The organism is Polaromonas sp., from assembly GCF_041689105.1.
Classification (GTDB): Bacteria; Pseudomonadota; Gammaproteobacteria; order Burkholderiales; family Burkholderiaceae_C; genus Polaromonas.
Genome location: NZ_JBDNGU010000093.1, coordinates 23,371 through 30,071, shown reverse-complemented (window position 1 = coordinate 30,071; position 6,701 = coordinate 23,371). Strand labels below are relative to the sequence as shown.

The 6,701-nt window shown below is 62.2% G+C and carries 7 protein-coding genes; 4 read left to right on the top strand and 3 right to left on the bottom strand.

The window, feature by feature from the left end:
* Positions 1 to 31: 31 nt before the first annotated feature.
* Positions 32 to 595, top strand: coding sequence for a response regulator (locus ACESMT_RS09790; protein WP_372826389.1), 564 nt, complete (start codon positions 32 to 34; stop codon positions 593 to 595).
* A 21-nt stretch (positions 596 to 616) separates the two neighbouring features.
* On the opposite strand, the gene metK is transcribed toward ACESMT_RS09790, so the two are convergent.
* The gene (gene metK / locus ACESMT_RS09785; protein ID WP_372826388.1) at positions 617 to 1,807 is read right to left on the bottom strand and encodes a methionine adenosyltransferase; all 1,191 of its coding nucleotides are present in this window, start codon (positions 1,805 to 1,807) and stop codon (positions 617 to 619) included.
* Between the two features lie 161 nt (positions 1,808 to 1,968).
* Between metK and ACESMT_RS09780 the strand changes: the two genes are divergently transcribed.
* Both ACESMT_RS09780 and ACESMT_RS09775 read left to right on the top strand, forming a co-directional pair.
* Complete coding sequence (locus tag ACESMT_RS09780; protein ID WP_372826387.1) at positions 1,969 to 2,829, top strand: lysophospholipid acyltransferase family protein; 861 nt, start codon at positions 1,969 to 1,971, stop codon at positions 2,827 to 2,829.
* A complete protein-coding gene (locus tag ACESMT_RS09775) occupies positions 2,826 to 3,722 on the top strand; it encodes a lipid A biosynthesis acyltransferase (protein WP_372826386.1) in 897 nt (298 codons plus the stop codon). The genes ACESMT_RS09780 and ACESMT_RS09775 overlap by 4 nt, the downstream gene beginning before the upstream one ends.
* Positions 3,723 to 3,836: 114 nt before the next feature.
* Here ACESMT_RS09775 and ACESMT_RS09770 read toward each other — a convergent pair whose 3' ends face one another.
* Positions 3,837 to 4,883 (bottom strand): alpha/beta fold hydrolase, encoded by a 1,047-nt coding sequence (locus ACESMT_RS09770; protein WP_372826385.1) that lies wholly within the window; start codon positions 4,881 to 4,883, stop codon positions 3,837 to 3,839.
* Between the two features lie 93 nt (positions 4,884 to 4,976).
* Positions 4,977 to 5,684 (bottom strand): ribosome biogenesis GTP-binding protein YihA/YsxC, encoded by a 708-nt coding sequence (gene yihA / locus ACESMT_RS09765; protein ID WP_372826391.1) that lies wholly within the window; start codon positions 5,682 to 5,684, stop codon positions 4,977 to 4,979.
* A gap of 221 nt (positions 5,685 to 5,905) precedes the next feature.
* On the opposite strand from yihA, the gene ACESMT_RS09760 reads away from it, so the two are divergent.
* The gene (locus tag ACESMT_RS09760; protein WP_372826384.1) at positions 5,906 to 6,550 is read left to right on the top strand and encodes a cytochrome c; all 645 of its coding nucleotides are present in this window, start codon (positions 5,906 to 5,908) and stop codon (positions 6,548 to 6,550) included.
* Positions 6,551 to 6,701: the final 151 nt, after the last annotated feature.

Here is a 6,701-nt window from a genome sequence, read left to right as displayed (position 1 = left end):
GAGCGAAAATCGGGCCCAGCGAGGACAGTTTTTGCCGGATTTGCAGACCCATAGCCCAGCTATGGGACAAAAAGACGGTGAAAAATGGACCGCTGCGGTCGATTTGCAGCCGACGATTCCCAAGTCCGACAGGCTCCTAGCTGCCGAGGCTCTCGTGCCTGCGGCGCGGCACGTCAGTCCCTCCGTGGCCGGGCATCGGATTTTGGTGGTTGACGATAACGTGGATGCTGCAGAAGCCATGGCCATGTTGCTGGATTTGTCGGGCCACGATGTGCGTTCGGCATTCAGCGGCGAGGCAGGGCTGGAGATGGCGCTTTCTTTTCGCCCGGATGTGGTATTTCTCGATATCGGCTTGCCGGGCATGAACGGTTATGAAGTGGCGGAAAAGCTTCTGGCCGATCCCGCCACGGCGGCGACTCGATTGATTGCCTTGACCGGATGGGGCACCGAGGACGACATCCGGAAATCAAAAGTGGCTGGCTTTTATGCCCACCTCACCAAGCCGGTGGACCCGGATGCGGTAGCTGCCCTACTCGCCACGTTGCTGCCAGCCCAGACGGCCGGGTGGCCAGAAACCAGACAGCAAGATTGTTGAGGGACCCCCCAGTAAAACCGGTCAAACCTTCAAGCCAGCCGCGGCACGTAGGACAGCAGCTTTATCTGTTCGCTCCCACGTGAATTCGGGTTCGTCGCGGCCAAAGTGGCCGTAGGCGGCGGTCTTTTCGTAGATCGGGCGCAACAGATCCAGCATCTGGATGATGCCTTTCGGACGAAGGTCAAATTGCTCCTGCACAAGCGCCGAGAGCTTCTCGTCAGAAATCACGCCAGTGCCCTCGGTGTACACCGTCACGTTCATGGGTTTTGCAACGCCGATCGCATACGCCACCTGAATCTGGCACTGCTTGGCCAAACCGGCGGCAACGATGTTCTTGGCCACGTAGCGCGCAGCGTAAGCGGCCGAACGGTCCACCTTGGAGGGGTCCTTGCCTGAGAACGCGCCGCCACCATGCGGGCAGGCGCCGCCGTAGGTGTCCACGATGATCTTGCGGCCGGTCAGGCCGCAGTCGCCTTGTGGACCGCCAATAACAAAACGACCTGTCGGGTTGATCAGGTAGCGGGTGTCCTTGGTGATCATGCCCTTGGGCAGAACCGGCTTGATGATCTCTTCAATGATGGCCTCAATGAAGGAAGCCTTCATCTTGTGGGCAGTTTCGCTCTGGTCAGGGCTGTGCTGGGTGGACAGCACCACGGTGTCGATGCTGTGCGGCTTGCCATCCACATAACGCATGGTGACCTGGCTTTTGGCGTCCGGGCGCAAGAAAGGCAGGCGGCCGTCCTTGCGCAACTGGGCCTGGCGCTCAACAAGGCGGTGGGCGTAATAGATGGGCGCGGGCATCAGGTCCGGCGTTTCGTCGCAGGCGTAGCCAAACATCAGGCCCTGGTCACCTGCGCCGGTGTTCAGGTGATCGTCGGACGCATGGTCCACGCCCTGGGCGATGTCGTTGGACTGCTTGTCGTAGCAGACCATGACCGCGCAGCCTTTGTAGTCGATGCCGTAGTCGGTGTTGTCGTAGCCGATGCGCTTGATGGTGTCACGCGCCACCTGGATGTAGTCCACGTGGGCGTTGGTGGTGATTTCACCCGCCAGCACGACCAGACCGGTATTGGTCAGGGTCTCGGCGGCCACGCGGGAAAGCGGATCCTGCTTGAAGATGGCATCCAGGATGGCATCGGAAATCTGGTCGGCTACCTTGTCGGGATGGCCTTCGGAGACGGATTCGGAAGTAAAGAGAAAATCGTTCGCCATTGCGTACACTCCATGAAGTTAGTCGGCGCGTTGCCGGCTTGGGGTGCCTCGGCGAACGCTTTAGCAGTTTGGTTTAATGTCGCCCTGCAAGTTGTTCAGTAACTCGGCGACAGCAAGCATTCTATCAACTCATCGCACTCCCTGCTCCAGCCGCCCCGTCCATGATCCACCTGTTCCGTTTCTTGTCCCTTTGGCCCTTGCGCGCGTTGCATGCGCTGGGCGCGGGCCTGGGCTGGCTGGTCTGGTTCCTGAGTGCCGGCTACCGGCGGGAGTTTCGGGCCAATGTTGCGCAAGCCGGGATCGCGTTCGATGCATCCCGGCCAGCCATTGGCGAGGCCGGGCGTTTTGTTGCCGAGCTGCCCAAGCTGTGGATGCGGCCGCCCACCGTGTCCTGTCTCGGCAATGTGCGCATCGAAGGACAGGGCCACGCGCGCGACGCCTTTGCGCGCAACAGGGGCGTGATCTTTTTTGGGCCCCATTGCGGCAGCTTTGAACTCGGGCCGCAGGCTCTGGCAGAACTGTACGGGCCTGTCACCGCGATCTACCGGCCCGCGAGAAAGCCCTGGCTGGCCCGGCTGGAAAAGTTGGCCCGCAGCCGGCCAGGGTTTTATGCGGTACCGGCCAGCCTGAGCGGCATCCGGCAGATGCTCAAGGCGCTGAAAAACAACCAGGCTGTGGCCTTGCTGACCGACCAGGTCCCGCCCGAAGGGCAGGGGCTGTGGGTGCCATTTTTTGGCAAACCGGCCTACACCATGACCCTCGCGGCACGGCTGGCCCTGCAAAGCGGCGCGGTGGTCCTGCCTGTCAGTTGTGAGCGATTGCCGAAAGGACGCGGGTACTTCCTGAAAATCTGGTCACCGCTCACCTCGCTGGACAGTTTGCCAAAATCCGACCTGCTACCGGCGGTGACCGTGATCAACCAGGCGATCGAGGCCATTGTGCGGAGCCAGCCAGGGCAGTACCTGTGGGGCTACGCGCGCTACAAGCAGCCGCGCCAGCAGACTGGAGACGAAACCGCGTGAGAACACCGCGCCAGCTGGCCAGCTACCTGTTCACCCGCAGTGGCATTGTTTTCATGCAATTGCTCGCGTCCCTGCCGCTGCCGGTGGTGCGGGCCATGGGCGTGGCGCTGGGCGGGCTGCTGTATCTGCTGGCTGTGCCGCGCCGCAATGTGGTGCAAACCAACCTGCGGCTGTGCTTTCCGGAGTTGCGGGACGACGAACGTCGCGCCATGACGCGGCAGACTTTTGTGTTTTTTGCCCAGGCCTGGCTGGACCGCAGCTGGCTCTGGCATGGCCGTCCTGACAAGCTCAGGCAACGCCTGCAACTGAAGGGCGCACTGGCAGAACTGGACGGCGAGCAGCCAGTGGTGTTGTTTGCGCCGCACTTTGTCGGGCTCGATGCGGGTTGGGCGGCGTTGACGCAGCAGGTGAGCCGCTCGTTCACCACCATCTACACCGATCAGGCCAACAAGCTGCTGGACCGCTGGATCCTGCGTGGGCGCAGGCGGTTTGCCAACGCGCGCCTGTTTGGCCGCGCGGAAGGTGTGCAGCCCCTCATCAGCGCGCTGCGCGCGGGCCAGCCGCTGTATTTGCTGCCGGATATGAATTTCGGACCCGAAGAGTCGGTGTTTGTGCCGTTTTATGGCGTGGACGCTGCCACTGTGCCTTCGCTGTCGCGTTTTGCGAAGCTGGGCCGCGCCAAAGTGGTTCCGGTCGTGACACGTATGACCGCGGCGGGTTACGAGGTCGAGGTCATGCCGGCCTGGACCGACGTACCGTCGGCCGATTTTGTGGCCGACACGGCACGGATGAATGTCCGCCTGCAGGACTACATCAACACCATGCCCGCCCAGTATTACTGGGTGCACAAACGCTTCAAGAGCCGGCCCGAAGGCGAGCCTTCGATCTATTGAGAAAAGAAAAGTGAAGAAAAAAAAAGAGGAGGAAAGAGCCGGAGTTTCAAGCTCTTTATGCCTCTGGCCCCTTCCGAACCGGCTTAGGTAGCTATAAAAAACAGAGCATCCTGATCAGGGCTGGCCGAGAAAATCTGCGATCAAACGTGCCACCAGGTCGGGCTGCTCGTGCACGATCCAGTGGGATGCGCCCGGGACGCGCTCCAGCTGCATGTGGGGCACATAGTCAGCCAGGCCGTCGATCAGCGCTGGCGGCAGCGCAATGTCATCCATGGCCCACAGCACCAATGTCGGCAGCAGCACGGTCAGCGTCGCTGGGGGCAGCGTCACCGCAGCAGCGGCCGGGTCACTCGGCCGTGGTGGTCGCAGCGGGGAGGCTCGGTAGAGGTTGCAGCCGCCGGTCAGCCCGGCGCGCCAGACCGCCCGGTACTGGTCCCTGACCTCGTCCGTCAGCCAGGCGGGCGCGCCGCCGGCCTGCGGGCCGCTGCCATTCGTCAAAAACTGCCAGAGCCGTCGAAAGTCGTCCTCGGCCAGCAGGGCTTCGGCATCCGGGCGAATCAGGAAATTCATGTAGGCGCTGGCCGCCTGTTGCGACGGCGAGTTCTGCAATTCGCGCAAAAACGTGGCGGGGTGCGGTGAATTGATGATGACCAGTTTGTTCATCAGCTGCGGCATCAGCGCCGCCACGCTCCAGGCGACGGCGCCGCCCCAGTCGTGCGCGACCAGCGCCTCCAAATGGCCCCCACGCTTGTCACTGCGTGTACCTTCGGCGGTGCGCTGCCCCTTGCACGAAGAAGAGGGGCGCTGCGCCTGCGGCCCGGCGAAGCCGGTTCCGCGGCCCCGGCTGGCAGGGAGGGATTCTTCGTGTTGGTCAACGCACACCGCCGCGATCAGCGCCGCGATGTCCTGAACCAGGTGTTTGGCGCGGTAAGCGGCCGGGTCTGCGGGTGCGCTGGATTGCTCAAAGCCGCGCAAATTGGGCGCGATGCAGAAGTAGCCGCCGTTTTCCGGCCGCGCGAAATGCGCAAGCAAGCCATCCCAGACAAAGGCCGCCTCGGGAAAACCATGCAGAAACATCAGCACCGGCCTGCCTTCCTCGCCCGCAATGCGGCAAGACAGGGTGATGCCGTGGGGCAGGCTCAAAAAGCGTGTCTGGATCATGTTGCTATGCATTTGGTAGCTACCTGCGCCCGTTGGCAAAGGGCTGGAGGCAGATTTGTCTTGAAAATGCAGAAGCGGCCCGGCCGCCGGGTATCAGTCGGCGGCTGGCCCGTCAGCAGGAGGAGCCGCCTGGTCTTCCTTGACAGGCGGGTGCGCCCAATGCCATAGATGCTGGGCCACTTCCTCCACGCCTTGCCGCTTCAGCGCTGAAAACAGTTTGACATCGCCGCCGCCGGCCTGCAGTCGCACAATGGACAGCGCCTTGGCCGCTTCGGTCTTGTTGAGTTTGTCCGACTTGGTCAGCAGCACCAGAAACTTCAGCCCCTCTTCCACGCGCGGGCGGATGACGTCGAGCAGGATTTCATCGAGCTCGGTCAGGCCGTGGCGCGGGTCGCACAGCAGCACCACGCCCCTGAGTGTGTCGCGCGTCTGCAGGTAGTTGCCCATGACCTGCTGCCAGCGCAACTTGGCCGTCTTGGGGACCGCTGCATAGCCGTAACCTGGCAAATCGGCCAGTACCGCGTCCATCACGCCCTGTTTGCCGAGCGAGAACAGGTTGATGCTTTGCGTGCGCCCCGGCGTCTTGGACGCGAAGGCCAGGCGGTTGATCTGGGTCAGGGTGTTGATGCACGTGGACTTGCCGGCATTGGAGCGCCCGACAAAGGCGATTTCCGGCACGTCAAGCAGCGGCAGGTGCTTGAGTTCAGGCGCGGTGGTCAGGAACTTGGCCGTGTGCAACCAGCCCATGGCGATTTTCGCCTCGGCAGACTGAGGCACCTGCGCCGCCAGGGCTGCAGCCATTTTGGCCGCTGCCACTTTGGGTGGTGGGCGCTTGTGGGCAGGCTTCTGCAGTTTGATGGGGGTAGATCGGGGAGATATGCTCATATTTCGGATTGTCCCCCAAGCCATTGTAAAATCAGGCAGTTTTGCGTCAAGTTGCTGTCCCGACGGGGCTTTTCAGGCAACTTGAGATGCGCACCGATTGCCAAGTCCACTTTAGAGTCAACCATTACACCCCCGATATGAAGCCAGTTCCCACTTCGCTGATTGCCTATTTATTTGCCGGCCTGCTGGCTGTCCCTGCCCTGTCCATGGCGGCTGGCGAGGCCGCCCCGGTCCAGGCGGCCAAGCCTGATCTGGTCCAGGGAGAAAAAATCTATGGCGCGGTGTGCGTTGCCTGCCACGCGGCGGACGGCAATTCCGCGATCGCCGCCAACCCCAAGTTGGCGCAGCAGCATCCCGAATACCTGGTCAAGCAACTGCAGGAGTTCAAGTCCGGTAAACGCAAAAACGCCATCATGCAGGGGTTTGCCGCAGCGTTGTCCGATGACGATATGAAAAACATCTCTTACTGGGTGACGGCCAAGAAGGCCAAGCCCGGTTTTGCCAAGGACAAGGCGCTGGTCGCCATGGGGGAGCGTATTTACAAAGGCGGTATTTCAGATCGCCAGGTGCCTGCCTGCGCGGGCTGTCACAGCCCGACCGGTGCCGGCATCCCCTCGCAGTACCCCCGCCTGGGGGGCCAGCACGCCGAATACACCGCAACCCAGCTGACGGCCTACCGCGATGGCGGACGCACCAACAGCCTGCAGATGAGCCAGGTGGCGGCCAAGCTGAACGACCGGGAAATCCGCGCTGTCGCCGATTACATTGCCGGTTTGCGCTGATGGCCATGGCCAGCGCGGTGCGGGAGCGAGACGGGCCAGTCGGACAACTTTATTTGCAGAAAGTACGGCTCTGGTCCGGTTTGCATTGAACCCCAGCCGACATAAGCACTCCATATCAGGGCGGGTCTCTCAGTGAAGGCCCGCCTTTTTT

Excerpts from the sequence above, each read along its gene's own strand:
- metK (WP_372826388.1), bottom strand. The coding sequence starts at position 1,807 with ATGGCGAACGATTTTCTCTTTACTTCCGAATCCGTCTCCGAAGGCCAT.
- ACESMT_RS09760 (WP_372826384.1), top strand. The coding sequence starts at position 5,906 with ATGAAGCCAGTTCCCACTTCGCTGATTGCCTATTTATTTGCCGGCCTG.
- ACESMT_RS09780 (WP_372826387.1), top strand. The coding sequence starts at position 1,969 with ATGATCCACCTGTTCCGTTTCTTGTCCCTTTGGCCCTTGCGCGCGTTG.
- yihA (WP_372826391.1), bottom strand. The coding sequence starts at position 5,684 with ATGGCTGCAGCCCTGGCGGCGCAGGTGCCTCAGTCTGCCGAGGCGAAA.
- ACESMT_RS09770 (WP_372826385.1), bottom strand. The coding sequence starts at position 4,883 with ATGATCCAGACACGCTTTTTGAGCCTGCCCCACGGCATCACCCTGTCT.